The following is a 25,944-nucleotide window of genomic DNA, read 5'->3' on the forward strand; positions in this document are numbered from 1 at the left end:
ATGGTGTCGCGTGGGCGTACGCCCGAGCGCGCCACAGCGGAGGGGGCGGGGAGATGAGTGACGGGAACGCTGTGCTGCCCTGGCTCGTCATCCGCCAGGACACCAACGGCAACCGCTACCGCGTCGGGCGCTACGCCACGAGGACGGAGGCCCAGGAGGTGGCCGACCGACTCGAGGGACAGGGCCAGGAGCAGCTGTACGTGGTCGAGCGGACCGCCGCGTCCCGTCAGTCCGGTTAGCCGGCCGGTCCGGTCAGCCCGGGTTCGGTCAGCTAGCCGGTCCGGTCAGCCCGACGGTCCGGACAGCCCGACGGTCCGGACAGCCGTACGACGACGCACGTCACCATGAGCCCCGGGGCGCCCGCCCCGGGGCTCCGGTGTCCTTCGGGGCGGACCGGATCTGCGGCAGGGGCTAGGGTGCGGCGCATGAGCGTGCGTGTGGTGGTGGGTGGAGCGGTGTTCGACCGGGGGCGGCTGCTGGCCGCGCGGCGCAGCGCCCCGCCCGATCTCGCGGGCCGCTGGGAGCTGCCCGGCGGCAAGGCCGAGCCCGGGGAGACCCCGCAGCAGACGCTCGTCCGCGAACTGCGCGAGGAGCTCGGGGTCGAGGTCGAGCCGCTCGAACCGCTGCCGGGGGAGTGGGCCCTGAAGCCCGGCTATGTGCTGCGGGTGTGGACCGCGGCCCTGCGCTCCGGCGAACCGCGCCCGCTGGAGGACCACGACGAGCTGCGCTGGCTCCCCCCGGACCGGGTGGACGAGGTGGACTGGCTGGACGAGGACCGCCCCGCGGTGGCGGAGGCGGTCCGCCGGCTGCGCGCCGACGCCGCGGAGGCCGTCGGGGGTACCGCAGCCGCACAGACCACCGGCGGTACCGGGGCCGGCGAAGCCGCTGGTGGCGGCGGGGGTGCTGGTCCGCGTACGCCGTGAGGCCGGTCCCGCGCGGGGCGCCCCCCCAGGTCGCGAACTGGGAAATCCATGGGGTTCGAGCCGCCTCCGCCCGGTTAGGAGTGAGGTGGAGCGCTGATCATGAGCGCTTCGCCAAAAGCCGGGACGGAAACCGATGGCGGGCTGAGATAGTGCTGTGATCGTGAAGACCGTACTCCGGATGGCCGAAGTGCTGGATACTCGGCTATCTGTAGCCGGTCGGAGCACCTGAGCCGGAGGGGACGGGCGCATGAGCGAGAAGCCAGCGGGGGCTGAAATGCCCGAGGAGACGGTTGGTTCGCAGGTGTCGCCAGTGTCACAGGGGCCGTCGGTGCCGGATATGCCGCTCATGTCGCCGATGTCGTCGATGTGGCAGAGCAGCCCGCCCGGCTCGATCTATGACTACATCCGGGTCGCCTCGTTCGCGCTGGGACCCGACGGCCGGATCGCGCAGTGGAGCGAACGGGCCTCGGAGCTGCTCGGGCTGACGGCGCGGCAGGCCATCGGCAAGGACCCGGTGGAGGCGTTCGTACCGCCCCAGTTGCAGGAGCCCGGCCATCGCGCGGTGGCCGACATCCTGGATGGCCGGGAGTGGACCGGGCTGGTCCCCTACCACAACCCCAAGGCGCCGAACGGACAGGGCATCGCCGAGGTCTATGTGATGCCCGCCAAGGACGCGCTCGGGGAGCGGGGCGCGCTCTGTATCGCGGTCGACGTCAGCGCGTTGCGCGGACTGGAAACCGATCTTGCTTCTTCACAGGCCGTTTTCGGTCAATCTCCGCTTGGCTTCTTCCTCTTCGGCACCGATCTGCGGATGCTCCGCGTCAACGAGCGCTTTGCGAAGGTTTTCGGCCGCCCCACCGACCAGTACCGCGGTACGACCCCGTACGATCTGCTGCCGCGCGGTGAGGCCGACCGGCTGACCGCCGCCCTGCGCCAGGTCCTGGACAGCGGGCAGTCGCTGACCGATATGCCGATCGTGGGCCAGGTGCCGGGCAGCCCCGACCGGCGCCGCTGGTCGGTGTCGCTCTACCGGCTGCACAGCGGCTCCGGCCGCCCCATCGGCGTGGCCGGACTCGCCACCGATGTCACCGGCCGCCGCCGTGCCGAACAGGAGGCCGCGGGCGTACGGCGCAATCTGGCGCTGCTGAACGAGGCCGGGGCCCGAATAGGCACCTCGCTCGACCTGGAGACCACCGCCCGCGAACTGCTGGACGTGGCCGTGCCGCAGTTCTGCGACCTGGCCTCCGTCGACCTCTACCAGGGGCTGCTCTCCGGTGACGAGACCCCGCCCGGACTCGCCGACGGCAGCGCCGAGCTGCGCCGCGTCGCCTTCGCCAGCGCGGTCTCCGACGGCCCGGTGGCCTTCGGCGACATCTGTCGCGCCGACACCGTGGACGACCGCAAGCCGATCCAGGTCGGCGAGGTGCACCGCTACCCCTTCAACTCGCTGTGCGCCCACGCCCTGCGCACCGCCCAGGTCCGGGTCGTCCCCGGCCGGGACGGCAGCGAGGGCCTGGAGCTCGGCGCCTTGCTCCAGTCCACCCTCCTGGTGCCGATGGTCGCCCGCGACACCGTGGTCGGCCTGGCCCAGTTCTCCCGTGCCAAGGGCAGCGAGCCGTTCGGCGAACGGGACCGCGCGCTCGCCGTCGAGCTGGCCGCCCGCGCCGCCGTCAGCATCGACAACGCCCGGCTCTACCGCAGAGAACACGAGCGCGCGCTGATACTCCAGCGCAGCCTGCTCCCGCCCGGCGACCCGGAGGCCGCCGGGCTCGACATCGCCTGCCGCTATCTGCCGGGGAACGCGGCGACCGAGGTGGGCGGCGACTGGTTCGACGTGATCGAGCTGCCCGGTCACCGCACCGCGCTGGTGGTCGGCGACGTCATGGGGCGGGGGCTGCGCGCCGCCGTCGCCATGGGCGAGCTGCGCACCGCCGTACGCACCCTCGCCCTGCTCGACCTGGAGCCCGCCGAGGTGCTCTCCGCGCTCGACGAGATCGCCCGCGGCCTGGGCACACCGGGCGGCTCGCACGCCGGCGCGCGGTCGGGCTCGCGCGCCCTCGCCCGTGGCGGCACGGCCGCCGACGACTCCTCGGACCTGTCCGAGGTCTACCTCGCCACCTGCGTCTACGCCGTCTACGACCCGGTCACCCGCCGCTGTACCTTCGCCAACGCCGGACATCCGCCCCCCGTCCTCGTCGAACCCGGGGAGGGCGCCCTGCTGATGGAGGTCCCGCCGGGCATGCCGCTCGGCGTCGGCGGCGAGCCGTTCGAGGAGATCGAGGTCGAGCTGCCCGACGGCGCGCTGCTGGCCCTCTACACCGACGGTCTGGTGGAATCCCGCGACCACACCCTCGACGAGGGGCTCCTCGCCCTGCGCGCGGCCCTCGACACCTCGGACCGCGCCGGCGGCGGGAAGGCCGTGGCCAGGTCCCTCGAGGACGTCTGCGACCACGTCCTGAGCACCCTCGACACCCACCACGGCGAGGACGACATCGCCCTGCTGATGGCCCGGGTGCAGGGCCTGTCGGCCGAGTCGGTCGGCGACTGGCGCCTCCCCAGCGCCCCGCGGTCGGTGGGCCGGGCCCGCGAACTGGCCCGTGAGCAGCTGGAGTCCTGGGGGCTGGACGAACTGGTGGACACCACCGAGCTCCTGGTCAGCGAGCTGGTGACGAACGCCCTGCGGTACGGCGAGGGCGAGATCCGGCTGCGGCTGCTGCTGGACCGCACGCTGGTGTGCGAGGTCTGGGACGGCGGTCTGGTCCAGCCCCGGCGGCGGCGCGCCCGGGACACCGACGAGGGCGGGCGCGGACTTCAGCTGGTCGGGCTGCTCAGCGCGGGCTGGGGAAGCCGGCGGACCCCGCTCGGCAAGACCGTCTGGTTCGAGCTGGCCCTCCCGGACGGCCAGTCCTCGGGACCGGACTCGGTGGAGGCGCTGCTCAGCCTGTGGTGACGACGGGCGGAGCCATCCATGGCGGGCCCGCCGTCACCCTGCTTCACCTGGCCGGACCCACCCATGGCGGGCCCCGCCGTCACCCTGCTTCGCCGGCCCTTCGTCCGCGACGACCGGCCCCCTCCGGCCGACGCGCCGGCCCGCGCGGGACCCTCCCGTCGCGCGCCGCGGGTCGGCTCGGGCGGCGGGCCGCCGTCGGCGGGCCCGCGACATGACGAGGGACGTCACCGCCCCGGCGGCTACTGCCCGCGACGGCGGATCTTGTTGCCGAGCCAGACCAGCGGATCGTACTTACGGTCCACCGCCCGCTCCTTGAGCGGGATCAGGGCGTTGTCGGTGATCTTGATCTGTTCGGGGCAGACCTCCGTACAGCACTTGGTGATGTTGCAGTAGCCCAGACCGTGCTCCTCCTGGGCGGCGCGCTTGCGGTCGAGGCCGGTGTCGGCCGCCGCGTCCAGCGGGTGCATGTCCAGCTCCGCGACCCGCATCAGGAAGCGCGGCCCTGCGAACGCCTCCTTGTTCTCCTCGAAGTCGCGCACCACATGGCAGGTGTCCTGGCACAGGAAGCATTCGATGCACTTGCGGAACTCCTGCGAGCGCCCCACGTCCTCCTGCCACATCCGGTACTCGCCCGGCCCCAGCCCCTCCGGTGGTACGAAGGACGGCACCTCACGGGCCTTGGCGTAGTTGAAGGACACGTCCGTCACCAGGTCCCGCACCACCGGGAAGGCGCGCAGCGGGGTGATGGTGATCGTCTCGTCCTGGTCGAACACCGACATCCGGGTCATGCACAGCAGCCGGGGCCGGCCGTTGACCTCGGCGCTGCACGACCCGCACTTGCCCGCCTTGCAGTTCCAGCGGACCGCCAGATCGGGGGCCTGGGTCGCCTGGAGCCGGTGGACGATGTCGAGGACGACCTCGCCCTCGTTGACCTCGACGTGGAAGTCCTTCAGACCGCCGCCGTCCCGGTCGCCCCGCCACACCCGGAAGTGGGCCTCATACGCGCTCACTGGGTCAGCTCCTCGTCCGTCAGGTACTTCACCAGCTCTTCCTTTTCGAACAGGTTCAGCAGATCGGGCCGGATGGGCGGCGTCTCACGCCGCTCCAGCCGGATCTGGCCGCGTCCGGTGTCGGGTGCCGCCAGACCGCCCGAGGGGTCGGAGAGCCGGCAGACCAGATTGAGCCGCCGCCATGCGCGGTCCATCTCCGGACAGTCGTCGCGGGTGTGCCCGCCACGGCTCTCCGTCCGCTCCAGCGCGGCGCGCGCCACGCACTCGCTGACCAGCAGCATGTTGCGCAGATCGATGGCCAGGTGCCAGCCGGGGTTGAACTGCCGGTGCCCCTCGACCCCGGCGCGGTGCGCCCGGACCCGCAGATCGGCCAGCCGGTGCAGCGCCTCCTCCATCTCCTCGGCCCTCCTGATGATCCCCACCAGGTCGTTCATCGACTGCTGGAGCTGCTGGTGGAGGGTGTACGGGTTCTCCGGCGGCGCGGACGGCCCCGCGACAGCCTCCGTCGGTTCCCCCGCCTCCCCCGGCTCGCCGGCCTCGGCGCTGAACGGGCGCAGCGCCTCGGCCGCCGCCAGGTCCAGCTGGGCCTCGTCCGGCACCGGGCGGGCGCCGGAGGCCGCGACCTGTTGGGCGTACCGGGCCGCGTGGAGCCCGGCGCGGCGCCCGAAGACCAGCAGGTCGGAGAGGGAGTTGCCGCCGAGCCGGTTGGAGCCGTGCATACCGCCCGCGACCTCGCCCGCGGCGAACAGTCCGGGCACCCCGGCCGCGGCCGCGGTGTCCGGGTCGACGTCCACCCCGCCCATCACGTAGTGACAGGTGGGGCCCACCTCCATGGGCTCGGCGGTGATGTCGACGTCCGCGAGCTCCTTGAACTGGTGGTGCATCGAGGGCAGCCGCCGCTTGATCACCTCGGCGGACATCCGGGTGGAGACGTCGAGGAAGACCCCGCCGTGCGGGGAGCCCCGGCCCGCCTTCACCTCGGCGTTGATGGCGCGGGCCACCTCGTCGCGGGGGAGCAGCTCGGGCGGGCGGCGGTTGTGGTCCGGGTCCTCGTACCAGCGGTCGGCCTCGTCCTCGGACTGGGCGTACTTCTCCTTGAAGACGTCCGGGATGTAGTCGAACATGAACCGCTTGCCCTCGCTGTTGCGCAGCACCCCGCCGTCGCCGCGCACCGACTCGGTGACCAGGATGCCCTTGACCGAGGGCGGCCAGACCATACCGGTGGGATGGAACTGCACGAACTCCATGTTGATCAGCGAGGCGCCCGCGAGCAGGGCCAGCGCGTGGCCGTCGCCGGTGTACTCCCAGGAGTTCGAGGTGACCTTGAAGGACTTGCCGATACCGCCGGTGGCCAGCACCACCGCCGGGGCCTCCAGGGCGAAGAACCGGCCGGACTCGCGCTCGTAGCCGAAGACCCCGGCGACCCGGTCGCCGTCCTTGATGATCCGGGTGACCGTGCACTCCTGGAAGACCTTCAGCCGGGCCTCGTAGTCGCCGGTCGCGGCCTTGTCCTCCTGCTGGAGGGAGACGATCTTCTGCTGGAGGGTGCGGATCAGCTCCAGCCCGGTGCGGTCCCCGACATGGGCGAGACGGGGGTACTCATGGCCGCCGAAGTTCCGCTGGGAGATCTTCCCCTCCGGGGTGCGGTCGAAGAGCGCGCCCCAGGTCTCCAGCTCCCAGACCCGGTCCGGGGCCTCCTGGGCGTGCAGCTCGGCCATCCGCCAGTGGTTGAGGAACTTGCCCCCGCGCATGGTGTCGCGGAAGTGCACCTGCCAGTTGTCGCGCTCGTTGACGTTGCCCATGCTGGCCGCGATGCCGCCCTCGGCCATCACCGTATGGGCCTTGCCGAACAGCGACTTGCAGATGACGGCGCAGCGCATGCCCTGCTCGCGGGCCTCGATCGCGGCCCGCAGCCCGGCGCCGCCCGCGCCGATCACGACCACGTCCCACGCCTGCCGCTCGACTTGCGTCATCGATGAGCACCTCTCCTAGAAAAAGCGGGGATCGTCGAAGGCACCGCTGGCCACCAGATAGACGTAGAAGTCGGCGACGGCGACGCTGATCAGAGAGGCCCAGGCGAGCTGCATATGGCGCATGTTGAGTTCGCTCACCCAGCCCCAGAGCCGGTAGCGCACCGGATGCCGGGAGAAGTGCTTCAGCCGGCCGCCGACGATATGCCGGCAGGAGTGGCAGGAGAGGGTGTACGCCCAGATCAGCGCGATGTTGACGAGCAGCACCAGCGTGCCAAGGCCCATATGGCCCCAGCGGCCGTGCTCGTCCCGGAAGCCGAGCACGGTGTCGTAGGTGAGGATTCCCGCGACGATCACCGCGAAGTAGAAGAAGTAGCGGTGGACGTTCTGCAGGATCAGCGGGAAGCGGGTCTCGCCGGTGTAGGTGGTGCGCGGCTCGGCGACGGCGCAGGCGGGCGGTGAGGCCCAGAAGCCCCGGTAATACGCCTTGCGGTAGTAGTAGCAGGTGAGCCGGAAGCCCAGCGGGAAGATCAGGATCAGCAGCGCGGGGGACAGGCCCCACCACGCGCCGAAGATCTCCCAGTTGGCGCCGCCCTTCATCGGTACGCAGTTCTGCGCGATACAGGGCGAGTAGAAGGGGGAGACGTACGGCTCGGCGTAGTAGTCGTCCCCGGCGAAGGCCCGCCAGGTGGAGTAGACGACGAACGCGAACAGCCCGGCGGCGGTGACCGCCGGGGCGAGCCACCAGCGGTCGCTGCGCAGATGGCGGCCGGGGATGGCGGCACGGGAGGCGCTGTGCACCCCGTGCGGGGCCGTCCGGCGGTCGGGGGGCGTGACGGCTTGCGGATCGGTGCCTGTGGCCAAGGGGAACTCCGCGGTGGAGTGGTGTGGGGGGACGGTGGGGCGCATCCCGCCGACGCGGGGCGCGCCGGACCGTCCCTAGGGCGCGTGGCGATCGCGCGCGCCGAGGCCCTCGTCATCGACGTCCGACCACAGCGCACTGTTGTACGGCGCGTCGGGGACCAGAACCATCTCGGGGCGTGATCGCTCCTCGGGAGCCGTCTCGCGCAACAGGGCGAGGCTTTCGCGCAGGTGGTCCGCGTCGGTGCGGACCCGGCGTATCTCCAGCCCGTCGGCGCCGACCCGCTGCTCCAGCCGGGAGACGGAGCGGACCAGGTCATCGAGACAGCGTTGGACGGCCGTCAAGTCGTCGTTCAAGGACATGACTTGCCCTCACTTCCGCGGTTGCGGTTGGCGACGCTCATGCGACAGCGAGTGTTACGCGCCGCGGTCGTGGTTGTGAAGGGATCTGTCGTGATTGGCGGAGCCACCGGCGCGATTCCGCCGCAGTGCGCCGGAGCGCGCGCCCGTCGCATTGATCCGGTCGGGTGATCCTTTCCCCTCGTGGCCGTCTCCGTGGCCGTCTCAGCGTGCTGTCTCATGAACCGTCGCTTTGAGTGAGGAGTATATGCGATCAACGTCACATTGTGCCAAATGCGCATATATCCGTCACCCTGCGGAGGTACGAGCCATGCCCATCGCCAAGCGCCGCCGCGCCATGTTGCTCGCCGTGGGGGTGATGCTGCCGCTTCCCGTGCTGACCGGCTGTAGCTCGGACGACGACGGCCCGCCGCCGCGCGCCGCCTGGGACATCGCCTCCGCACCACGCACCGGGACCACCGGCACCGGAACCCTGCGCTGGGCCCTGGACGCGACGCCCGCCACCTTCAACACCTTCCGGCCGCAAGCCGACACGGGCACCCAGCGGGTCGCCGGCGCTGTGCTGCCCTCCCTCTACACCCTCGACGCCCGGGGCAGGCCGCAGCGCAACGGCGACTATCTGACCGCCGCCGACGTCACCTCGAGCGACCCCAAGCAGGTCGTGGTCTACAAGCTCAACCCCAAGGCGGTGTGGAGCGACGGGCGCCCGATCGGCGCGGAGGACTTCCAGGCCCAGTGGAAGGCGTTGCGCGGCACCGACGCGGCGTACGGGACGGCGCGCAACGCCGGATACGACCGGATCGCGAAGATCGAACCCGGGGACAAGGAGCACGAGGTCAAGGTCACCTTCGCCAAGCCGTACACCGACTGGCGCTCGCTGTTCACCCCGCTGTACCCGAAGAGCGTGATGGGCAACCCGGCGGTCTTCTCCGCGGCGGCCGGCAAGGGCCTCGCGGTCGGCGCCGGGCCCTTCATGGTGCGCCAGGTCACGGACACCTCCGTCACCCTCGTCCGCAACCCCCGCTGGTGGGGCGACCGGGCCCGGCTGAGCCGGGTGATGTTCCTGGCGGTGCCGGCCGAGAAGCGGGCCGAGGCCCTGATCGCCGGGCAGCTGGACCTGGCCGAGGTGGACCGGGCCACCGCCCGGCGCATCCGGGCCGCCAGCCCCCGCAAGCAGGCCGCGGGCGCCACCCGGGGCTCCTCGGCCCCGGGCGAGGCGGGCGCGCCGGAGCCGTCCGCCGGCGGTCGGGAGGCGGCCGGCGGTCGGGAGGCGGCGGACGGTCGGGAGGCGGCCGGGGCGGCGGCGGGAGCCGGCACCGGCACGAACCGGTCGCGGACCCGGGCGCTCAGCAGGTTCACCCTGCGCAAGGCCCTGGACCCCGCCTACACCCAGCTCGCCCTCAACGGCACCAAGGGCCCGCTCGCCGATGAGCGGGTGCGCCGCGCGGTGGCCCGCGCGATCGACCGCAAGGCCCTCGCGAAGCTGGTGCTGAAGCCGCTGGGGCTGCCGGCCGATCCGCTCGGCAACCATCTGCTGATGGCGGGCCAGTCGGGCTACAAGGACCACAGCGGTGCCCTCGGCGCCCCGGACACCCATGCCGCGCAGTCGCTGCTCGCCGACGCGGGCTGGCGGGCGAGCGACGCGGGCCGGCAGAAGGCGCTCGACGGCAAGACGGACGACCGGGGCAGGCGGCGGAGCGCCCCGACGGCCATGGCCACGGACCCCGCCACGGCTCCGGCCACGGACTCGTCCGCGTACGCGCCCGGCACGGACCCGTCCGCGTACGCGCCCGGCACGGACCCCGCCGCCCAGGGCGCCCCGAATTTCGCCACCGAGAGCGCCTCCGGTGCCGCTACCGAGAGCGCCTCCGGCACCCCCACCGAGAGCGCTTCCGGTGCCGCCCCCGCGGCCGGGGACGCGGGGCGGTCCGGACGGGTCGGGGAGGCGGCGGTCGTACGGAAGAAGGGGCGGCCGCTGGTGCTGCGCTTCGTGCTCCCCGACGACCGGACCGGCGCCCAGCTGCGCACGGTCGGCGAGCGCATCGCGCGGATGCTGGAGAAGATCGGCGTCCGTACCGAGATCACCAGGGTTCCGGGTGAGAGCTACTTCCGGGACCACATCGTCACCGGCGACTACGACCTGGCCCTCTACTCCTGGCCCGCCTCCGCCTACCCGGCCACCGACGGCCGCCCGATCTACGCCAAGCCGCAGCCGGCCGCCGACGGCTCCCTGGTCGTCGAGCAGAACTACACCCGGGTGGGCACGGACCAGATCGACCAGCTCTTCGACCAGGCGCTCACCGAGCTGGACGGCGGCACCTCCCGCTCCCTGGTCAGCCGCGCGGACTCGCGGATCTGGGCGGCGGCCGGATCGATTCCGCTCTATCAGCGCCCCCAGCTGGTCGCGATGCGCAAGGGACTGGTCAACGCGGGCGCCTTCGGCTTCGCCACCCCCCGCTACCAGGACATCGGCTTCCGCCGCTAGAGCCGCTGGACAGGAAGGACGGCGGGCGCGGGGACGGGCTGCGGCATCCGTCCTCGCGCCCTCCCCGTACCATGGGGGTGAGGCCGAGGCGTGATCAGCCCGGCGGAAGGCGCGCCGCACCAGGAGCGCGCCGCCACCCACGAAACCGGGAGAAGCGCGCTTCTATGCCCACGCGCCACGACATTCGTAACGTCGCCATCGTCGCCCACGTCGACCACGGCAAGACGACCCTCGTCGACGCCATGCTCAAGCAGGCGGGTGCGTTCGCCGCTCACCAGCAGGTGGACGACCGGGTCATGGACTCCAACGACCTGGAGCGCGAGAAGGGCATCACCATTCTCGCGAAGAACACCGCCGTGAAGTACCACCCGGCGGACGGCGGCGACCCCGTCACCATCAACATCATCGACACGCCCGGCCACGCCGACTTCGGCGGTGAGGTCGAGCGCGGTCTGTCCATGGTCGACGCGGTGGTCCTGCTGGTGGACGCCTCCGAGGGGCCGCTGCCGCAGACCCGCTTCGTGCTGCGCAAGGCGCTCCAGGCCAAGCTGCCGGTGATCCTGTGCATCAACAAGACGGACCGCCCGGACTCCCGGATCGACGAGGTCGTCAACGAGGCGTACGACCTGTTCCTGGACCTGGACGCGACCGAGGAGCAGATCGAGTTCCCCATCGTCTACGCCTGTGCGCGCGACGGTGTGGCCTCGCTGACCAAGCCGGAGGACGGCACCGTCCCGGCCGACAGCGACAGCCTCCAGCCGTTCTTCTCCACCCTGCTGGAGACCGTCCCGGCGCCCGAGTACGACGCGGCCGCGCCGCTCCAGGCCCATGTCACCAACCTGGACGCGGACAACTTCCTCGGCCGGATCGCGCTGCTCAGGGTCGAGCAGGGTGAGCTGAAGAAGGGCCAGACGGTCGCGTGGATCAAGCGCGACGGCACCATCTCCAACGTCCGGATCACCGAGCTGCTGATGACCGAGGCGCTCACCCGCAAGCCCGCCGAGGTGGCCGGCCCCGGTGACATCTGCGCCGTCGCGGGCATTCCCGACATCATGATCGGCGAGACCCTGGCCGATCCGGAGAACCCGATCGCGCTGCCGCTGATCACCGTCGACGAGCCCGCCATCTCGATGACCATCGGCACCAACACCTCCCCGCTGGTCGGCCGTGGCCCCGGCGGCAAGGGCGCGGACAAGTCGGCCGTGAAGGACCGGAAGGTCACCGCCCGGCTGGTCAAGGACCGCCTCGAGCGCGAGCTGGTCGGTAACGTCTCGCTGCGCGTGCTGCCCACCGACCGCCCGGACGCCTGGGAGGTGCAGGGCCGGGGCGAGCTGGCGCTGGCGATCCTGGTGGAGACCATGCGCCGGGAGGGCTTCGAGCTGACCGTCGGCAAGCCGCAGGTGGTCACCCGCGAGATCGACGGCAAGGTGCACGAGCCGGTCGAGCGCATCACCATCGACGTGCCCGAGGAGCACATGGGCGCGGTCACCCAGCTCATGGGCACCCGCAAGGGCCGGATGGACAACATGTCCAACCACGGCTCCGGCTGGGTCCGCATGGAGTTCATCGTCCCCTCCCGCGGTCTGATCGGCTTCCGTACCGAGTTCCTGACCTCGACCCGCGGTACCGGTATCGCGCACTCCATCCACGAGGGCCACGAGCCGTGGTTCGGCGAGCTGAAGACCCGTAACAACGGCTCGCTGGTGGCCGACCGCGCGGGCGCGGTGACCGCCTTCGCGATGACCAACCTCCAGGAGCGCGGTGTGCTGTTCGTCTCGCCGGGCACCGAGGTGTACGAGGGCATGATCGTCGGCGAGAACTCCCGCTCCGACGACATGGACGTCAACATCACCAAGGAGAAGAAGCTCACCAACATGCGGTCCTCCACCGCGGATGTGACCGAGTCCCTGGTCCCGCCGCGGCTGCTGTCGCTCGAGCAGTCCCTGGAGTTCTGCCGCGACGACGAGTGCGTCGAGGTGACGCCGGAGACGGTGCGCATCCGCAAGGTGGTGCTCGACCAGAAGGAGCGCGCCCGGACCGCCGCCCGCGCCAAGCGCTGACGCGTACGGCCGCGTGCTGGGCGCTGACGCGCACAGCCACGCGCCGGGCGCCGGAAAGGCCATGCCGCGCGCCGATGCGCACCCCGGCGCCGGTCACTGAGCGTAGGCGCCCCACCGTGCGTCCGTGAGCTCCCAACGGCCCGGACCCACCGCTTCCACAGCGGGGGTCCGGGCCGTTGCCATGTCAGGAAGGTGTCAGTCAAGCGGTTATGCGGATTCGCGTGTCCGGATATCGGTGTTCGGGCTCCGCATGATGTGTTAACAGTCCGTTTCGCGTGTGTCTGTCTGGGGCAGTTTTGTCCGGATTTCGAAGCTCCGCGCGTAGATGCTGTGACCAAAGCGAGACCCATAAGGTGTGGTTTAAGGGCCGGACGTGCTCAATCATGGGGTCCATTGAGCTCGGGTCAATGGGTCACACGCTGTGGGGAGCGCGGACCTACGAGCGCATCTGGGGGGTTCCGGTCCCTTTCGCTGTCAGGGGTGTCAGCGTGTCTCCGGGCGCCCCCTCTCGTAGTGACAGTGGACTCCTGAGGAGGCAAACCCATGCGCGGTGCCAAGAGCGCCAAGTGGGTCGCGTTGGCAGCGGTTGTGGCGCTGGCCGCGACCGCCTGTGGTGGCGGCGACAGTGACAGCGGCAGCAATGACATGAACAAGGGCACGGCGGACCCGAACGGGATCATCACCGCCCAGCTGAGCGAGCCGCAGAACCCGCTGCAGCCGGCGAACGCCAAGGAGAGCCAGGGCAGCCGCGTGCTCCGCACGATCTTCGCGGGTCTGGTGGACTACGAGCCGGGCACCGGCAAGCTGGTGTACGTCAACGCCGAGTCCGTCACCCCCAACAAGGACTCCTCCGTCTGGACCGTCAAGCTCAAGCCGGGCTGGAAGTTCCACAACGGCGAGACTGTGACCGCCAAGTCCTACGTGGACTCCTGGAACTGGTCGGCCAACGTGTCGAACAACCAGACCAACTCCAGCTGGTTCCAGGACATCAAGGGCTACGAGGACGTCCACCCGGAGAAGGGCAAGCCCAAGGCCGACAAGATGTCCGGCCTGAAGGTCGTCAACGACAACGAGTTCAAGATCGAGCTCAACAGCTCGGTCTCGTACTTCGCCTACAAGCTGGGCTACGACGTCTGGGCCCCGCTGCCCACCGGCTTCTTCAAGGACCCCAAGGGCTTCGGTGAGAAGCCGGTCGGCAACGGTCCCTACAAGTTCGTCTCCTGGGACCACAAGAAGATGATCAAGGTCCGGAAGTTCGCGGACTACAAGGGCCCGAACAAGGCCAAGAACGGCGGCATCGACTTCAAGAACTACACCACCGCCGACGCGGCCTACTCGGACCTGCGCTCGAACAACCTCGACTGGATCGAGCAGGTCCCGACCACCGCGCTCACCAACTACAAGAGCGACCTGGGCAGCCGCGCGATCGACGAGGAGTACTCGGCGGTCCAGTCGATCGTCCCGGCCTTCTACACCAAGCAGTTCAAGGACATCGACCCCAAGGTCATCCAGGGTCTGTCCATGGCGATCGACCGTGACACGATCACCAAGACCGTGCTGCACGGCTCCCGCACCCCGGCCGACAGCTATGTCGCCCGCGGTGTGCTCGGCTACAAGGCCGGCGCGCTGAAGGAGCAGGTCACCTACGACCCGGCCAAGGCCAAGGCGCTCATCAAGGAGGGCGGCGGCGTCCCGGGCAACAAGATCTCGATCCAGTACAACGCCGACCAGGACCACAAGCCCTGGGTGGACGCGGTCTGCAACAGCATCCGCAAGGCCACCGGCGTCGACTGCGTCGGCGACTCCAAGCCCGACTTCCAGGCCGACCTGAACGCCCGTGACAAGCACCAGGTCAAGTCCATGTACCGCGGTGGCTGGGTGCTCGACTACCCGGTCAACTCGAACTTCATGAGGGACCTCTACGGCTCCAAGGCGGCCGGTAACACCAGCGGCTACGCCAACAAGGAGTTCGACGAGCTCGCCAACAAGGCAGACAAGGCCGCCACCCTGGACGAGACCGTGAAGCTCTACCAGCAGGCGGAGCAGGTCCTCGCGAAGGACATGCCGGCGATCCCGCTGTGGTTCTACAAGGTCAACAGCGGCCAGTCCAACAAGATCCTGGGCAAGATCCCCTACGGCCAGGACGGCGACCCCATCTTCACCGACGTGCAGGTGAAGAAGTAATCATCGGGACCAGCCGGCCGGTGCCGCCGCTCCTCCCACCGGGGAGCGGCGGCACCGGTCCGCAGGCGTGAGGCCCGCAGCTCATCCCCCCACCCGCGTGGCGCAGACGAGACGTGGCCTTCGCCGCCCCCCAACGGCATGGAGGCATAATGGGGCGCTACGTCGCCAGGCGACTGCTCCAGATGATCCCGGTCTTCATCGGGACCACACTGATTATTTTCCTCATGGTCCACGTCCTCCCCGGTGATCCCATCCGGGCGATGTGGGGAGACAAGGCCGCGGACCCCGCGCAGGTCGCGTCCCTGCGTCATGAGTTCGGGCTGGACCAGCCCCTGTGGAAGCAGTACCTCGACTACATGGCCGACCTCTTCCAGGGAGACTTCGGCAAGACCTTCGGCGGCCGCCCGGTCTCCGAGGAGATGGGCATGGCCTTCCCGGTGACCCTCCGCCTCGCGGCGGTGGCCCTCACCATCGAAATGATCGTCGGCATCGGGCTCGGTGCCTGGGCCGGTCTGCGGGCCGGCCGCGCCGCCGACACCGGCGTGCTGATCTTCACGATGATCGTCATCTCGATGCCGGTCTTCGTCTTCGGCTACCTGGCCCGGTTCATCTTCGCCGACGAGCTCGGCTGGCTTCCGCCGAACGTGCAGGACTCGATGGACGTCCAGCAGCTGCTGCTGCCCGGCTTCGTCCTCGCGATGCTCTCCATGGCGTATGTGGCCCGGCTGACCCGGACCACGTTCGCGGAGAACCTGCGCGCCGACTACATGCGCACCGCGCTCGCCAAGGGCCTGCCGCGCCGCCGGATCGTCGGCGTCCACCTGCTGCGCAACTCGCTCATCCCCGTGGTCACCTTCCTCGGCACCGACGTCGGCGCGCTGGTCGGCGGCGCGGTGGTCACCGAGGGCATCTTCAACGTCCAGGGCGTCGGCAATCTGCTCTTCAAGGCGCTCGGGCAGCGGGAAGGCTCCACCATCGTCGGCATCGTGACCGTCTTCGTTCTCGTCATCCTGCTGATCAATCTGCTCGTCGACCTGCTGTACGCGGTCCTGGACCCGAGGATCCGGTATGCCTGACGTGACCAAATCCCCGTCCGGATCGCCGTCCGGCACGGCAGTCGACACGGCGGTCGACGCCGTGGCCCCGCCGACCGAGGTGGACACCGCCCCCGTCGCCGGCCCCGCCCCCCAGGGCAAGCCGCGCTCGCTGTGGGGTGACGCCTGGTACGAACTGCGCCATCGCCCGCTGTTCTGGATCTCGGCGGTGCTGCTGGTGCTGCTGCTGTTCATCGCGGCGTTCCCCGGCCTGTTCACCGGCGCCGACCCGCGCGACGGCGATCTGACCAACCACTTCCTCAGCAAGCCCGAGCTGACCCACTTCTTCCAGGCCGACTGGTTCGGCTACGACGGTCAGGGCCGCTCCATCTACGCCCGCGTCATCTACGGCACCCGCGCCTCCATCCTGGTCGGCGTCGGCGTGACCGTGGTGGTGACCCTCTTCGGCGGTCTGCTGGGCATGGTGGCCGGGTACTTCGGCGGCTGGATCGACTCGATCATCTCCCGGCTCGTCGACATCTTCTTCGGTCTGCCGTTCCTGCTCGGCGCGATGGTCGTCCTGAACGCGTTCACCGAGCGCAAGGTGTACGTGGTCATCGCGGCCCTGGCCTTCCTCGGCTGGACGACGATCGCCCGGGTGATGCGCAGTTCGGTGATCACGGCCAAGCAGGCGGACTACGTCACCGCGGCGCGGGCGCTCGGCGCGGGCACGCCCCGGATCCTCTTCCGGCACGTCCTGCCGAACGCGCTGGCCCCCACCATCGTGGTGGCCACCATCTCCCTCGGCGCGTACATCTCCGCCGAGGCCACGCTGTCCTTCCTCGGTCTCGGCCTCGCCGACCCCACCATCTCCTGGGGCATCGACATCTCCGACGCCAAGGACGCCATCCGGGACAACCCGCATGTGATGTTGTTCCCGGCCGGAATGCTGAGCCTGACCGTCTTCGCATTCATCACGCTCGGCGACGCGGTGCGCGACGCCCTCGACCCCAAGCTGCGCTGAGGAGGGCGTACGTGACCACCATCGAGAAGACCGCGGACGACGCCGTCCGTCAGGGCGCCGGCGACGACGGCACCCCGCTGCTGGAAGTCCGCGACCTGCATGTGGAGTTCCACACCCGGGACGGTGTCGCCAAGGCCGTCAACGGCGTCAACTACAACGTCCACGCCGGTGAGACGCTCGCCGTCCTCGGCGAGTCCGGCTCCGGCAAGTCCGTGACCGCCCAGGCGATCATGGGCATCCTCGACATGCCGCCCGGCAAGATCCCGCAGGGCCAGATCCTGTTCCGGGGCGAGGACATGCTCACCATGTCGGGGGAGGAGCGCCGGAAGATCCGCGGCCAGAAGATCGCCATGATCTTCCAGGACGCCCTCTCGGCGCTGAACCCGGTGCTCACCGTGGGCTACCAGCTCGGCGAGATGTTCCGGGTCCACCAGGGCCTGTCCAAGAAGGAGGCCAAGGCCAAGGCCATCGAGCTGATGGACCGGGTGCGCATCCCGGCGGCCAAGGAGCGGGTGGGCGACTACCCGCACCAGTTCTCCGGCGGTATGCGCCAGCGCATCATGATCGCCATGGCGATGGCGCTGGAGCCGGACCTGATCATCGCCGACGAGCCGACCACCGCCCTGGACGTGACCGTCCAGGCCCAGGTGATGGACCTGCTCGCCGAGCTCCAGCGCGAGTACCACATGGGTCTGATCCTGATCACCCACGACCTGGGTGTGGTGGCGGACGTCGCCGACAAGATCGCCGTGATGTACGCGGGACGGATCGTGGAGACCGCCCCCGTGCACGAGCTCTACAAGCGCCCCGCCCACCCGTACACCCGCGGTCTGCTGGACTCGATCCCGCGCCTGGACCGCAAGGGCCAGGAGCTCTACGCGATCAAGGGTCTGCCGCCCAACCTGCTCAAGATCCCCTCGGGCTGTGCCTTCAACCCGCGCTGCCCCAAGGCGCAGGACATCTGCCGTACGGAGGTCCCCGCCCTGGTACCGGTCACCGAGCAGGACGGCACGGAGCTGCCGGGCCGCGGCAGCGCCTGCCACTTCTGGAAGGAGACCCTCCATGGCTGACACCGAGAAGACCGAGACGGCCGTGGAGCCGGCCGCGGACGCCACCCCCAACGTCACGGAGGTGGAGACGGTCGACGCGGCCACCGAGGACGAGGCGGTCGCCGCGCTCGAGGCGAAGGTCGACCGCGGCGAGCCGATCCTCCAGGTGCGCAACCTGGTCAAGCACTTCCCGCTGACCCAGGGCATCCTCTTCAAGCGGCAGATCGGCGCCGTCAAGGCGGTCGACGGCGTCTCCTTCGACCTCTACCAGGGCGAGACCCTCGGCATCGTCGGCGAGTCGGGCTGCGGCAAGTCCACCGTCGCCAAGCTGCTGATGACCCTGGAGACCGCCACCGCGGGCGAGGTCTTCTACAAGGGCCAGGACATCACCAAGCTGTCGGGCCGCGCGCTGCGGGCCGTCCGCCGCAACATCCAGATGGTGTTCCAGGACCCCTACACCTCGCTCAACCCGCGCATGACGGTGGGCGACATCATCGGGGAGCCCTTCGAGATCCACCCCGAGGTGGCCCCCAAGGGCGACCGCCGCCGCAAGGTCCAGGAACTCCTGGACGTGGTGGGCCTCAACCCCGAGTACATCAACCGCTATCCGCACCAGTTCTCCGGCGGCCAGCGCCAGCGCATCGGCATCGCCCGCGGGCTCGCCCTCAACCCGGAGATCATCATCTGCGACGAGCCGGTCTCCGCGCTCGACGTCTCCGTCCAGGCACAGGTCATCAACCTGATGGAGGGCCTCCAGGACGAGTTCAACCTCTCCTACATCTTCATCGCCCACGACCTGTCCATCGTCCGGCACATCTCCGACCGGGTCGGCGTGATGTACCTGGGCAAGATGGCCGAGATCGGCTCCGACACCGAGATCTACGACCACCCGACGCACCCCTACACCCAGGCGCTGCTGTCGGCCGTCCCGGTCCCGGACCCGGAGTCGCGCGAGGGCCGCGAGCGCATCATCCTCACCGGCGACGTGCCCTCCCCGGCCAACCCGCCCTCCGGCTGCCGCTTCCGCACCCGCTGCTGGAAGGCCGAGGACAAGTGCGCCAAGGAGACCCCGCTCCTGGCCATCCCCGAGCGCTTCGCCGGCACGGATTCGCCGGCGGCGCACGAGTCGGCGTGCCACTTCGCGGAGGAGAAGGACGTGGTCCACGCCTGACGCTTCCACGCGGGCCGCTGCCGAACGACGAGGGCCCGCCCGGACCGTGCTGATCACGGTCCGGGCGGGCCCTCCCCGTCGTTCAGGCCCCGTCCGACTCGGGCCAATGCCGCACCCGGACGACGAGGATGGTGGTGAGGCGACGATGCTCCTGATACCAGACGATCAGTCGGCCCTCTGCATGGTCGAGTAATCGAGACACCCCGGACTCATGAATCGGTGGCTCGCCGAGGTACTTGACGGCAGCGGCGTCGGCCAGCCGCTGGGCGAGCCGCTCAACATCGTGCTTGATCTGCGGGTCCAGCCCGCCGACCACGTTCTCGGTATCGGGCAGGTATTCCCAGGTCCAATCGCTCACGCTGCGACCTCACGGCGCGCGGCGTCCAGCAGCATCCCGATCTCGGCTGAGGCCCGCCGGGCGTCCTCGATACTGGGCGCCTCGGCGACGGCCACCTCCAGCTCGTGGAGCCGCCGGGCCCGGCCCGGATAGCGCCGCAGAGCCACGAACACTCCCCAGCGGTGGAGGAAGGTGTGCATGGGGACGGTGCTGTCGGTTTGCACCGCCTCCTGCCAGGCGTTATGGAACTCCTCCTCGAACCGGACAGCGGCGCTGAGGTCCAGGGAGCGCACGGCGACCCGCAACGCTTGTTCGGTCAGCGGCGGCATGGGGAACAGCGGCTCGTCGTGGGAGTCCTCTATGGGCTGTGTGCTCACGGCGCTGTCTCCTCCGGTGTGCCGTAGGGCGTCCACGTAGGGTGATCGCTGGGGGCCGATGTTCATCCAGTTTGCCCCATCGCGGGTGGCGGCGGGTTCAGCGTGAACCATACGGCCTTGCCGGTGACGCCCGCGTCCTTGTCGGTGTAGTCGTGTACGCCCCAGGTGTCGGAGCACGACTCGACGATCGTGAGGCCGCGCCCGCCCTCGTCCTCGGCGGCAGCCGCCCCCGGCTGCGGCAGCCCGCACCCGGAGTCCCACACGGTGACCCGGAAGTCGGACGGTGTGGGCTCCCAGTCCATGCTGACGTAGGCGTCGGTGGTGGTGTTCCGGTACGCGTTGGTGACCAGCTCCGACACGAGCAACTCAGCCGTATCGACGATGCAGTCGAGCCGCGCCGCCCGGAGGACATGGCGGATGGTGGCCCGTACGACGCCCACGGCGCGCGGGTCGTGCGGGATGAACCAGCTGGTTCTGTCGGGCGAGCGGCCTCCCTGCTTTCACGCCATCATCCACGAGGCGGCACTGCGTGTCCTCTACGGAGGCCGCACGGTGATGCGCGATCAGCTGCTGCGGCTCATTCAGGCATCGCGGCTGCCGAATGTCACCATCCAGATCGTGCCCATCGACAACGAGGGAAGCGCGGCCTTCAGCCACCCCTTCATGGTGATCGAACCGAGTGTGCCGGAGTTGAGTACAGTGCTCGTGGACCAGTTCGGCGGATCCGAGTTCCTTGACGACCTGGACGCGGTCACCGATTACCGGCAGTCCTTCCAGCGGCTGAGCGAGCTGGCCCTGCCGTCCGTGGATGCCGAAGCCGCGCCGGAGACCCGGACCGGGAAAGATTCGCTCGGACTCCTCCAGCACATCCTGTATCCCCTGCTCTAGGAGAAGGCCCGAATGTCTCCCCTTCAGTGGCGCAAGTCCAGCTTCAGCTCCGGGGACGCCGCCAACTGCGTGGAACTCGCCGCCGATCCCACCGGCCGCCCTCACCTGCGCGAGAGCGACGACCCGGAGGTCGTCATAGCCACCACCCCGCCCGCGCTCCGCGCGTTCCTGCGGGCCGCGAAGACGGGGAGGTTCGACCGCCTCGAAGGGTGATCCGCCCCAGGCGACGTCGGACCGCCGAACCCCCTCCCAGGACGGTCCAACATCGCACTCGGCCCCGCCCCGCCCGGTACCCCTCGCATCATCTGCCGGGACCGCGCGCCGTTCTTCGCAGAAGGCGCCTCGGCCGGAGCTTGAATCGGCGGCGCCTTGTGCTCCAGCAGTTCCATGTGCTCCCGTCGGCTGATTCTCACTCCTCCTGAGTGATGACACGTATGCGCCCGGCGGTTGACGCCCGTGGGGGCAGTGGTGAATGAGACTTGAACTCCCTTTCCTCAGTTGGGAGTTCAGGTGGATCGGTGGGATTGGATCGGGCGGGTCGCGGCGTATGGGGCAGCGCTGGCGCTGACGCCCTACCTGCTGATCAAGGTGTCGTGGGTGGTCGGTTCGCTCTTGGGGCTGCTGCCGGTAGGGACCGGGTTCGGCAAGACGGAGTGGGTGGTGCTCAACAGCGCAACGATCGGTATGGCAGGGATCGGGATCGCGGTGGCGCTCGCGCTGGTGCGGCCGTGGGGGATGCGCATACCGGGAGCGCCGTTGGCTTTCTGCGCTTGGGTGGGGACGGGGTTCCTCGTCCCGGTGTTGCCGTACGCCGTTCTCAGTCCGCTGCTGGGCTCGGCGGATGGCAATCCGAAGAGTGGGAGTGACGCCGGCCCGTCGATGCCGGTATGGGAGGCCGCGCTGATTCAGATCGGGTTTGTAGGCATGGGGCTGGGTCTGGCCATCGCGCTGCCCGCGTACTTGCGGCGGCGCTGGCCGGACGCGTTCGCGGGCCGGCTCGGGGACGGTGGGGAGGGCTCGCCAAGGGTGCTGCCATGGATGGCCGTGGTCGGCGCCGCAGTCGGTCTCATCTGGCTGTACTGGGCGGTGGGCGGCACCGTAGGTGTCGCCCACCGCGGCGAGCGGGACCTCGCTTGGTATGTGCTGTCCGGAGTTCTCGGGCTTTGGGCGTTCGCGGCGTCCGTCGCCACCTGGGCTGCCGTCCGAGGCCGGCCCGCACGAGTCCCTCGGTGGGGTCCAATGGTGCTCGGCTGGATTGGCTCGGGCTCATTGTTCGCCTGGAGCGGCTGGAAGCTTCCGTTCACCCTGTACCTGGCAGTCGCACAACCGGCCGATGCGGCCCTGCCGGAAAACCTCGCGCTCGCGGCAGTCTTGCACCTCGCAGCAGTGGGGGCGGGCGCCGCAATGCTGCGAGCGCTCGTTCGTACGCGGCTGGTGTCATCGAACTCGTAGACGACCCTCTCTCTCCCGTGGCGCTGTGGCGGCTGGACGTCGCCCTGCGGGAGATGGTCGCTCCGCCGACGCATACAGGCCACGAAGCGTCATCGAGCACGGAAGCTGTGCCAGAACCGATTCTCGTGAACAAAGCCAGGCGGTCGGCGACGGTGCCCGGCCCCTTATTCCCCGGTGTTACCGCCCACAGCTTTGGCAGGGGAACCGGTCAGCGCATGGCGGCGTCCATCCTGGCACTCTGCCGATCATGACTTCTGACCGAGGACCGTACCTGTGACTGACGTGGCCACCCGCTACCTCTACCTCGCCCGGCACGGCGAGGCTACAGAGGACGAAAGCGAACTGACCGACACCGGCCGCCGACAGGCCGTGCTGCTCGGCCGGCGGCTCCGCCGCAGCCCGCTCTCGGCGATCCATCACGGTCCGCTCCCGCGGGCCGCGCAGACCGCCCGGCTGGTCGGCGACCAGATGGGCAGCGTTCCCCTGCACTGCTCGGAGCTGGTGGGGGACTACGTCCCCTACCGGCCACAAAGAGAAGAGCTACCTCCGGACCTCGCCGAGACCATGCTCGACCGCTTGGCGCAATTCCCCGCCGAGGGAGGCGAAGGAGGACCGAAGCTGGCACAGAGGGCTCTCGCACGGTTTGCCGGCCCTGTCGAGGGCGACGAGCCTCGCCACGAGCTCGTCGTCACCCACAACTTCCTCATCGGATGGCTCGTCCGGGCCGCCCTGGACGCCCCCAAGTGGCGTTGGCTGGGTCTCAACCACGCCAACGCGGCTCTGACCGTCATCCGATACGCACCAGGCCGCCCCACTTCCGTGCTGGTCTACAACGACACGGGGCACCTCCCCGATGAGCTTCGGTGGACCGGTTTCCCAGCGGACCTTCACCTCTGATGTCTCGGCCGTAATCGCTTGACGCAGATCCGCCCGGAACCAGGCCGCCCCCCGATTACCGTTGCTCCACATGACGGCCACCGAGATGGACATCACCGAGGACCTGATCCGGGATCTGCTGCGCGAGCAGCATCCCGACCTGGCGGATCGCCCCTTGAAGCTCGGAGCGCTCGGCTGGGACAACCAAGTGTGGCGGCTCGGTGACGACCTCGCCGTCCGGATGCCCTGGGCGACGCGGTCCGCGGACGCGCTGCTGCGCAAGGAACACGCCTGGCTGCCCCTCCTGGCCCCGCGTCTTCCTCTGCAGATCCCCGTCCCGCAGCGTCTTGGCGAGCCCTCCGAACGGTTTCCGCGGCCCTGGCTCGTCACCACCTGGGTGCCGGGCGAGCCCGCCGACCGCGCCCCCGCCACGCGTGCCGCGGAGGCGGCCGTCACCCTGGCCGACTTCCTGACCGCCCTCCACCACCCCGCTCCCGACGGGGCGCCCTCCGGCCGGGACCGCGGTGGCCGGCTGGCCGACACCGCCGAATACTTCGCCCGAGAGCTCGCCTCGGCCACCGAATCGGGGCTGATCCGCGACCCGGACGCCGTTCGCGCGGTCTGGGAGGACGCCGCCGCCGCGCCGGACTGGGCAGGTCCACGCGTCTGGCTCCACGGCGACCTGCATCCAGCCAACATCCTGACCACGAACGGCACCTTCTCCGGCGTGATCGACTTCGGTGATCTCTTCGCCGGCGACCCGGCCTGCGACCTCGCCGCCGCCTGGATCCTGCTGCCGGACGGCGCCGTCGACCGTTTCCACCAGACCTACCAGCCGAGCCCGGACGCCGCGACGCTGCGCCGCGCCCGCGGCTGGGCGGTGCTGCGCGCCCTCGTCGGCATCCACGTCGGAGACGCCGGCGTCCACGGCCGCCCCGGAGGCAAACCCACCTGGGGCCCACCCGCCCACGCCTCGTTGCGACGCCTCATCGCATCGGCCCATCAGTGATCGAGCATCCCGCCGGCCCGACTGCTTGATCTCACGCAACTCATACATCAAACGGCTTCCGAATATCCGGTAACAAGGCTTGAAACAGAGGCTGTTGATGCGGGACAGTGCTGAAGAAAGCGCTTGCCGAGCGAGGGGCGTACCGCTCGGCTCGCGCTTCACCAAGCCTCCCTCACCTCCGGCCCGCCTCCCCGGACAGCGGTCATCGACGTGCGCCGCCGCCGTAGCCGATGTCAGATGGGCCTAAGGCGGATCTTGGACCGGATCCTCGGGAGGCGCCATGCGTCGCGGAGTCCCGTATTCCCTGCGTGTCAGGCGCACGCTGTCCGTCCTCTGCGTGTCCGCCGTCGCCCTGCCCCTGACGGCCTGCGGCGGCGGGGACGGTGGTGCCGAGCCCGGTGTCATCCGCTCGTCCTGGGGCGATCCCCCCAATCCGCTGGAGCCGGCCAACACCAACGACGTCCAGGGCGGCAAGGTGCTGGACATGATCTTCCGGGGGCTCAAGCGCTACGACCCGCGGACCGGCGAGGCCAAGAACGCGCTCGCGGACCGGATCGAGAGCTCCGACCAGCGGAACTACACCATCACCTTGAAGAAGGGCCGGCGGTTCGCCAACGGGGAGAAGGTCACCGCCGCCTCCTTCGTGGACGCCTGGAACTACGGCGCCCGGATCGACCACCAGCAGCGCAACGCGTACTTCTTCGAGTACATCGAGGGCTATGACAAGGTCCATCCCGCCTCCGGCGGCGCCCCCACCGCCAAGACCCTCTCCGGGCTGCGGGTCAAGGACGAGCGGACCTTCACCGTCCGGCTCACCCAGAAGTTCTCCACCTGGCCCAAGACCCTGGGCTACAACGCCTACGTACCGCTGCCCCGGGCGTTCTTCGAGGACCATGCCGCCTGGCTGAACAAGCCCATCGGCAACGGCCCGTACCGGGTGCGGTCCTACACCAAGGGCTCGGTGATGAAGCTGCGCGCCTGGGAGGGGTATCCAGGACCCGACAAGGCCCGTAACAAGGGGGTCGATCTGCGGGTCTACACCGACAACAACACCGCCTACACCGATCTCCAGGCGGGCAATCTCGATCTGGTCGACGACGTCCCGGCGCAGCAGCTGAAGTTCGTCCGCTCCGATCTCGGCGACCGCTACCTCAACCAGCCCGCCGGGATCATCCAGACCCTCACCTTCCCGATGTACGACCGGGCCTGGAGCGGCCCGGCCAAGGCGGGGCTCCGCCGGGGGATCTCGATGGCGATCAACCGGGCGCAGATCACCGAGCGGATCTTCCACGGCACCCGCACCCCCGCGACCGACTGGACCTCCCCGGTCCTGCGCCACCAGGGCGGCTACCGGCCGGGGCTGTGCGGGGGCGCCTGCCGCTACGACCCGGTCCGGGCGCGCAAGCTGATCAAGGCGGCCGGGGGGCTGCCGGGCGGCCGGATGACGATCACGTACAACGCCGACACCGGCTCCCACAAGGACTGGGTGGACGCGGTCTGCAACAGCGTCAACACCGTGCTGAGAAGCGACCGGGCGTGTGTCGGCAGACCGGTCGGCACCTTCGCCGACTACCGCAACAAGATGGCGGGCAAGAAGATGACCGGGCCGTTCCGGGCCGGCTGGCAGATGGACTACCCGCTGATCCAGAACTTCCTCCAGCCGCTCTACTACACCGGCGCCTCCTCCAACGACGGCCACTTCAGCGACACCGGCTTCGACCGGCTGGTGAACCAGGCCAACGCCGCCTCCGCCGACGGCCCGGCCATCGCCGGGTTCCAGGACGCGGAGAAGATCCTCGCCGCGCAGATGCCCGCCATTCCGCTGTGGTACCAGAACGGCAGCGCGGGCTATTCGCGGCGGCTCAGCCAGGTGGCGCTCAATCAGTTCAGCGTCCCGGTCTACGCGCAGATCAGGGTGGGCTGA

The 25,944-nt window shown here is 69.9% G+C and carries 23 protein-coding genes; 16 read left to right on the forward strand and 7 right to left on the reverse strand.

The window, feature by feature from the left end:
- Window positions 1-53: 53 nt before the first annotated feature.
- The 3 genes from PS467_RS26535 (at window position 54) to PS467_RS26545 (ending at window position 3,873) form a co-directional block, all read left to right on the forward strand.
- The gene (locus PS467_RS26535; protein WP_014054660.1) at window positions 54-239 is read left to right on the forward strand and encodes an SPOR domain-containing protein; all 186 of its coding nucleotides are present in this window, start codon (window positions 54-56) and stop codon (window positions 237-239) included.
- Window positions 240-425: 186 nt separating this feature from the next.
- Window positions 426-923, forward strand: a complete 498-nt coding sequence (locus tag PS467_RS26540; RefSeq protein WP_311037347.1) for a (deoxy)nucleoside triphosphate pyrophosphohydrolase — start codon at window positions 426-428, stop codon at window positions 921-923.
- 247 nt (window positions 924-1,170) lie between these two features.
- Window positions 1,171-3,873 (forward strand): SpoIIE family protein phosphatase, encoded by a 2,703-nt coding sequence (locus PS467_RS26545; protein ID WP_311037348.1) that lies wholly within the window; start codon window positions 1,171-1,173, stop codon window positions 3,871-3,873.
- A gap of 239 nt (window positions 3,874-4,112) precedes the next feature.
- Here the strand turns inward: PS467_RS26545 and PS467_RS26550 are convergent, their stop codons facing one another.
- From PS467_RS26550 to PS467_RS26565, 4 genes are all read right to left on the reverse strand, one after another.
- Complete coding sequence (locus tag PS467_RS26550) at window positions 4,113-4,883, reverse strand: succinate dehydrogenase/fumarate reductase iron-sulfur subunit (protein ID WP_311037349.1); 771 nt, start codon at window positions 4,881-4,883, stop codon at window positions 4,113-4,115.
- Window positions 4,880-6,856, reverse strand: coding sequence for a fumarate reductase/succinate dehydrogenase flavoprotein subunit (locus PS467_RS26555; protein WP_311037350.1), 1,977 nt, complete (start codon window positions 6,854-6,856; stop codon window positions 4,880-4,882). Before PS467_RS26555 ends, PS467_RS26550 begins: the two co-directional genes overlap by 4 nt.
- A 15-nt stretch (window positions 6,857-6,871) precedes the next feature.
- Complete coding sequence (sdhC, locus tag PS467_RS26560; protein WP_311037351.1) at window positions 6,872-7,717, reverse strand: succinate dehydrogenase subunit SdhC; 846 nt, start codon at window positions 7,715-7,717, stop codon at window positions 6,872-6,874.
- A 75-nt stretch (window positions 7,718-7,792) separates the two neighbouring features.
- Complete coding sequence (locus tag PS467_RS26565; protein ID WP_311037352.1) at window positions 7,793-8,077, reverse strand: Rv0250c family protein; 285 nt, start codon at window positions 8,075-8,077, stop codon at window positions 7,793-7,795.
- Window positions 8,078-8,384: 307 nt separating this feature from the next.
- On the opposite strand from PS467_RS26565, the gene PS467_RS26570 reads away from it, so the two are divergent.
- The 7 genes from PS467_RS26570 to PS467_RS26600 all read left to right on the forward strand — a co-directional run bounded on the left by PS467_RS26570 (window position 8,385) and on the right by PS467_RS26600 (window position 19,081).
- Complete coding sequence (locus PS467_RS26570) at window positions 8,385-10,559, forward strand: ABC transporter family substrate-binding protein (protein WP_311037353.1); 2,175 nt, start codon at window positions 8,385-8,387, stop codon at window positions 10,557-10,559.
- A gap of 164 nt (window positions 10,560-10,723) precedes the next feature.
- The gene (typA, locus tag PS467_RS26575) at window positions 10,724-12,619 is read left to right on the forward strand and encodes a translational GTPase TypA (RefSeq protein ID WP_311037354.1); all 1,896 of its coding nucleotides are present in this window, start codon (window positions 10,724-10,726) and stop codon (window positions 12,617-12,619) included.
- A gap of 543 nt (window positions 12,620-13,162) precedes the next feature.
- Window positions 13,163-14,803: a peptide ABC transporter substrate-binding protein gene (locus tag PS467_RS26580; RefSeq protein ID WP_311037355.1), complete on the forward strand. Its 1,641-nt coding sequence runs from the start codon at window positions 13,163-13,165 to the stop codon at window positions 14,801-14,803.
- Window positions 14,804-14,952: 149 nt separating this feature from the next.
- The gene (locus tag PS467_RS26585) at window positions 14,953-15,879 is read left to right on the forward strand and encodes an ABC transporter permease (protein ID WP_268974208.1); all 927 of its coding nucleotides are present in this window, start codon (window positions 14,953-14,955) and stop codon (window positions 15,877-15,879) included.
- Window positions 15,872-16,861: an ABC transporter permease gene (locus tag PS467_RS26590; protein ID WP_311037356.1), complete on the forward strand. Its 990-nt coding sequence runs from the start codon at window positions 15,872-15,874 to the stop codon at window positions 16,859-16,861. The genes PS467_RS26585 and PS467_RS26590 overlap by 8 nt, the downstream gene beginning before the upstream one ends.
- An 11-nt stretch (window positions 16,862-16,872) precedes the next feature.
- Window positions 16,873-17,931, forward strand: a complete 1,059-nt coding sequence (locus PS467_RS26595) for an ABC transporter ATP-binding protein (protein WP_311037357.1) — start codon at window positions 16,873-16,875, stop codon at window positions 17,929-17,931.
- Window positions 17,924-19,081: an ABC transporter ATP-binding protein gene (locus PS467_RS26600; protein ID WP_268974211.1), complete on the forward strand. Its 1,158-nt coding sequence runs from the start codon at window positions 17,924-17,926 to the stop codon at window positions 19,079-19,081. The genes PS467_RS26595 and PS467_RS26600 overlap by 8 nt, the downstream gene beginning before the upstream one ends.
- 82 nt (window positions 19,082-19,163) lie before the next feature.
- On the opposite strand, the gene PS467_RS26605 is transcribed toward PS467_RS26600, so the two are convergent.
- The 3 genes from PS467_RS26605 to PS467_RS26615 form a co-directional block, all read right to left on the reverse strand.
- The gene (locus PS467_RS26605) at window positions 19,164-19,439 is read right to left on the reverse strand and encodes a hypothetical protein (protein ID WP_311037358.1); all 276 of its coding nucleotides are present in this window, start codon (window positions 19,437-19,439) and stop codon (window positions 19,164-19,166) included.
- A complete protein-coding gene (locus PS467_RS26610; protein ID WP_311037359.1) occupies window positions 19,436-19,795 on the reverse strand; it encodes a hypothetical protein in 360 nt (119 codons plus the stop codon). Before PS467_RS26610 ends, PS467_RS26605 begins: the two co-directional genes overlap by 4 nt.
- 62 nt (window positions 19,796-19,857) lie before the next feature.
- The gene (locus PS467_RS26615) at window positions 19,858-20,235 is read right to left on the reverse strand and encodes an ATP-binding protein (protein ID WP_311037360.1); all 378 of its coding nucleotides are present in this window, start codon (window positions 20,233-20,235) and stop codon (window positions 19,858-19,860) included.
- 19 nt (window positions 20,236-20,254) lie between these two features.
- Between PS467_RS26615 and PS467_RS26620 the strand changes: the two genes are divergently transcribed.
- The 6 genes from PS467_RS26620 (at window position 20,255) to PS467_RS26645 (ending at window position 25,944) form a co-directional block, all read left to right on the forward strand.
- Window positions 20,255-20,683 (forward strand): DUF5753 domain-containing protein, encoded by a 429-nt coding sequence (locus PS467_RS26620; RefSeq protein ID WP_311037361.1) that lies wholly within the window; start codon window positions 20,255-20,257, stop codon window positions 20,681-20,683.
- A gap of 12 nt (window positions 20,684-20,695) precedes the next feature.
- The gene (locus tag PS467_RS26625; protein ID WP_311037362.1) at window positions 20,696-20,896 is read left to right on the forward strand and encodes a DUF397 domain-containing protein; all 201 of its coding nucleotides are present in this window, start codon (window positions 20,696-20,698) and stop codon (window positions 20,894-20,896) included.
- 297 nt (window positions 20,897-21,193) lie between these two features.
- Window positions 21,194-22,135 carry a hypothetical protein gene (locus PS467_RS26630; protein ID WP_311037363.1) on the forward strand — a complete coding sequence of 314 codons (942 nt, stop codon included), beginning with the start codon at window positions 21,194-21,196 and terminating at the stop codon, window positions 22,133-22,135.
- Window positions 22,136-22,408: 273 nt separating this feature from the next.
- A complete protein-coding gene (locus PS467_RS26635) occupies window positions 22,409-23,032 on the forward strand; it encodes a histidine phosphatase family protein (RefSeq protein ID WP_311037364.1) in 624 nt (207 codons plus the stop codon).
- Window positions 23,033-23,102: 70 nt separating this feature from the next.
- Window positions 23,103-24,020, forward strand: a complete 918-nt coding sequence (locus PS467_RS26640; protein WP_311037365.1) for an aminoglycoside phosphotransferase family protein — start codon at window positions 23,103-23,105, stop codon at window positions 24,018-24,020.
- A 280-nt stretch (window positions 24,021-24,300) separates the two neighbouring features.
- Window positions 24,301-25,944: a peptide ABC transporter substrate-binding protein gene (locus PS467_RS26645; RefSeq protein ID WP_311037366.1), complete on the forward strand. Its 1,644-nt coding sequence runs from the start codon at window positions 24,301-24,303 to the stop codon at window positions 25,942-25,944.

The organism is Streptomyces luomodiensis, assembly GCF_031679605.1.
Taxonomy (GTDB): Bacteria; Actinomycetota; Actinomycetes; order Streptomycetales; family Streptomycetaceae; genus Streptomyces; species Streptomyces luomodiensis.

Bases quoted from the DNA above. Each gene is read 5' to 3' on its own strand.
- PS467_RS26625 (WP_311037362.1), top strand. From the start codon at position 20,696: ATGTCTCCCCTTCAGTGGCGCAAGTCCAGCTTCAGCTCCGGGGACGCC.
- PS467_RS26580 (WP_311037355.1), top strand. From the start codon at position 13,163: ATGCGCGGTGCCAAGAGCGCCAAGTGGGTCGCGTTGGCAGCGGTTGTG.
- PS467_RS26540 (WP_311037347.1), top strand. From the start codon at position 426: ATGAGCGTGCGTGTGGTGGTGGGTGGAGCGGTGTTCGACCGGGGGCGG.
- PS467_RS26585 (WP_268974208.1), top strand. From the start codon at position 14,953: ATGGGGCGCTACGTCGCCAGGCGACTGCTCCAGATGATCCCGGTCTTC.
- PS467_RS26555 (WP_311037350.1), bottom strand. From the start codon at position 6,856: ATGACGCAAGTCGAGCGGCAGGCGTGGGACGTGGTCGTGATCGGCGCG.
- PS467_RS26535 (WP_014054660.1), top strand. From the start codon at position 54: ATGAGTGACGGGAACGCTGTGCTGCCCTGGCTCGTCATCCGCCAGGAC.
- PS467_RS26620 (WP_311037361.1), top strand. From the start codon at position 20,255: ATGAACCAGCTGGTTCTGTCGGGCGAGCGGCCTCCCTGCTTTCACGCC.
- PS467_RS26640 (WP_311037365.1), top strand. From the start codon at position 23,103: ATGACGGCCACCGAGATGGACATCACCGAGGACCTGATCCGGGATCTG.
- PS467_RS26570 (WP_311037353.1), top strand. From the start codon at position 8,385: ATGCCCATCGCCAAGCGCCGCCGCGCCATGTTGCTCGCCGTGGGGGTG.
- typA (WP_311037354.1), top strand. From the start codon at position 10,724: ATGCCCACGCGCCACGACATTCGTAACGTCGCCATCGTCGCCCACGTC.
- PS467_RS26545 (WP_311037348.1), top strand. From the start codon at position 1,171: ATGAGCGAGAAGCCAGCGGGGGCTGAAATGCCCGAGGAGACGGTTGGT.
- PS467_RS26565 (WP_311037352.1), bottom strand. From the start codon at position 8,077: ATGTCCTTGAACGACGACTTGACGGCCGTCCAACGCTGTCTCGATGAC.
- PS467_RS26600 (WP_268974211.1), top strand. From the start codon at position 17,924: ATGGCTGACACCGAGAAGACCGAGACGGCCGTGGAGCCGGCCGCGGAC.
- PS467_RS26645 (WP_311037366.1), top strand. From the start codon at position 24,301: ATGCGTCGCGGAGTCCCGTATTCCCTGCGTGTCAGGCGCACGCTGTCC.
- PS467_RS26590 (WP_311037356.1), top strand. From the start codon at position 15,872: ATGCCTGACGTGACCAAATCCCCGTCCGGATCGCCGTCCGGCACGGCA.